This window comes from Streptomyces sp. NPDC005533 (genome assembly GCF_042871845.1).
Taxonomy (GTDB): domain Bacteria; phylum Actinomycetota; class Actinomycetes; order Streptomycetales; family Streptomycetaceae; genus Streptomyces.
In genome coordinates this window covers 1-1,497 of record NZ_JBIAJH010000182.1, presented here as the reverse complement: position 1 = coordinate 1,497, position 1,497 = coordinate 1, and the positions used below count along the sequence as shown (strand labels likewise).

Sequence of the window (1,497 nt, the reverse complement as noted above, 5' to 3'; positions counted from 1 at the left end):
TCCATACCTTTCTTCGTGGGTTGATTCGGGTCATTCGTAAGATCGGGACACCCAGGGGAGTCGGGTGTGGCTGGCATGGGGTAGCCGCTGTTGTGGCTCAAGGAGATTGGCCGCCCGGCTCCCCGCGACGACTCGGCCGCTCATTGGGATACGCGAACGATCGCTTGTATGGACACGTCGGCGAGGTCGTCTGCTGGGACGGGAAGAAGGCACAGCGACGGAGGAGGACCTGGTGCCCGAACTGTGGGCTGGGACGGATGCGGGCAAGGCCGAGCACCACTGCACGGTGATCGACACAGAGGCGAGCACGGTGCTCTCGCGCCGTGTGCCCAACAGCGAGGCCGAGCTGCTGAAACTGCTCGGTGACGTCCTGGACCTGGCCGGCGGCAGCCAGGTCACCTGGGCCGTGGACTTGAACGCGGGCGGGGCCGCGTTGTGGATCGCGCTCCTGGTCAACCACGGGCAGAAACTGCTCTATATCCCCGGCCGGACCGTCCACCACGCTTCGGCCGCCTACCGAGGCAGCGGGAAGACCGACGCGAAGGATGCCTTCGTCATCGCCGACACCGCCCGCATGCGCCGCGACCTGCAACCGCTGGAGCAGACCCACGAGATCGCAGTAGACCTGCGGATCCTGACCGCCCGCCGCATCGACCTGTCCGCCGACCGGACCCGCGCGATCAACCGGCTCCGCGCCCAGATGCTGGAATACTTCCCGGCCCTGGAGCGGGCCTTCGACTACAGCGTCTCCAAGAGCGCGCTCATTCTGCTGACGGGATACCAGACCCCGGCAGCCTTGCGGCGCATTGGCCGGAACCGGCTGGCGACCTGGCTGAAGAACCACGGCGTGCGCACCACCAGCACGGCGAAGAGCACGGCGGACGCCGCGGTCACCGCCGCCGAGGCCCAGTTCACCGTCGTTCCCGGGGAGAAGACCTGCGCGAAGATGGTCCACACCCTGGCCAGGGAGGTGATGACCCTCGACCAGGAGATCGCCGAACTCGAAGCCCTGATCGAGGGCCGGTTTCGCGAGCATCCCGACGCTGGAGTGATCACCAGCATGCCTGGAATCGGCGACATGCTCGGCGCCGAGTTCATCGCCGCGACCGGCGGCGACATGGCCGCCTTCGGAAGCCCCGACCGCCTCGCCGGCGTCGCCGGACTCGCTCCCGTTCCACGCGACAGCGGGAAAGTCAGCGGCAACCTGAAAAGGCCACGCCGTTACAGCCGAAGGCTCCTGCGGATGTGCTACCTCTCCGCCCAGGTGGCCGCCATGCACTGCCCCGTCTCCAAAACCTTCTACCAGCGCAAACGTGCCGAGGGGAAGAACCACAAGCAGGCCATCCTCGCGCTGGCCCGGCGTCGCCTCAATGTGCTCTGGGCCCTCATACGCGACCACCGCACCTTCGAAGCGACCGCTCCGATCCCCGCCGCCACAGCGGCATGAGACGGCTCTCAAGAGCCCGTCACTGCGGCTTGACAGCATCATTGGGAATC

Annotated in this window: 1 protein-coding gene; it reads left to right on the top strand. The window is 67.1% G+C overall.

Translation table 11 applies throughout. The features are described 5' to 3' along the window. Positions 1 to 232 precede the first annotated feature (232 nt). Complete coding sequence (locus ACFYP3_RS37800) at positions 233 to 1,447, top strand: IS110 family transposase (protein ID WP_388842650.1); 1,215 nt, start codon at positions 233 to 235, stop codon at positions 1,445 to 1,447. Positions 1,448 to 1,497: the final 50 nt, after the last annotated feature.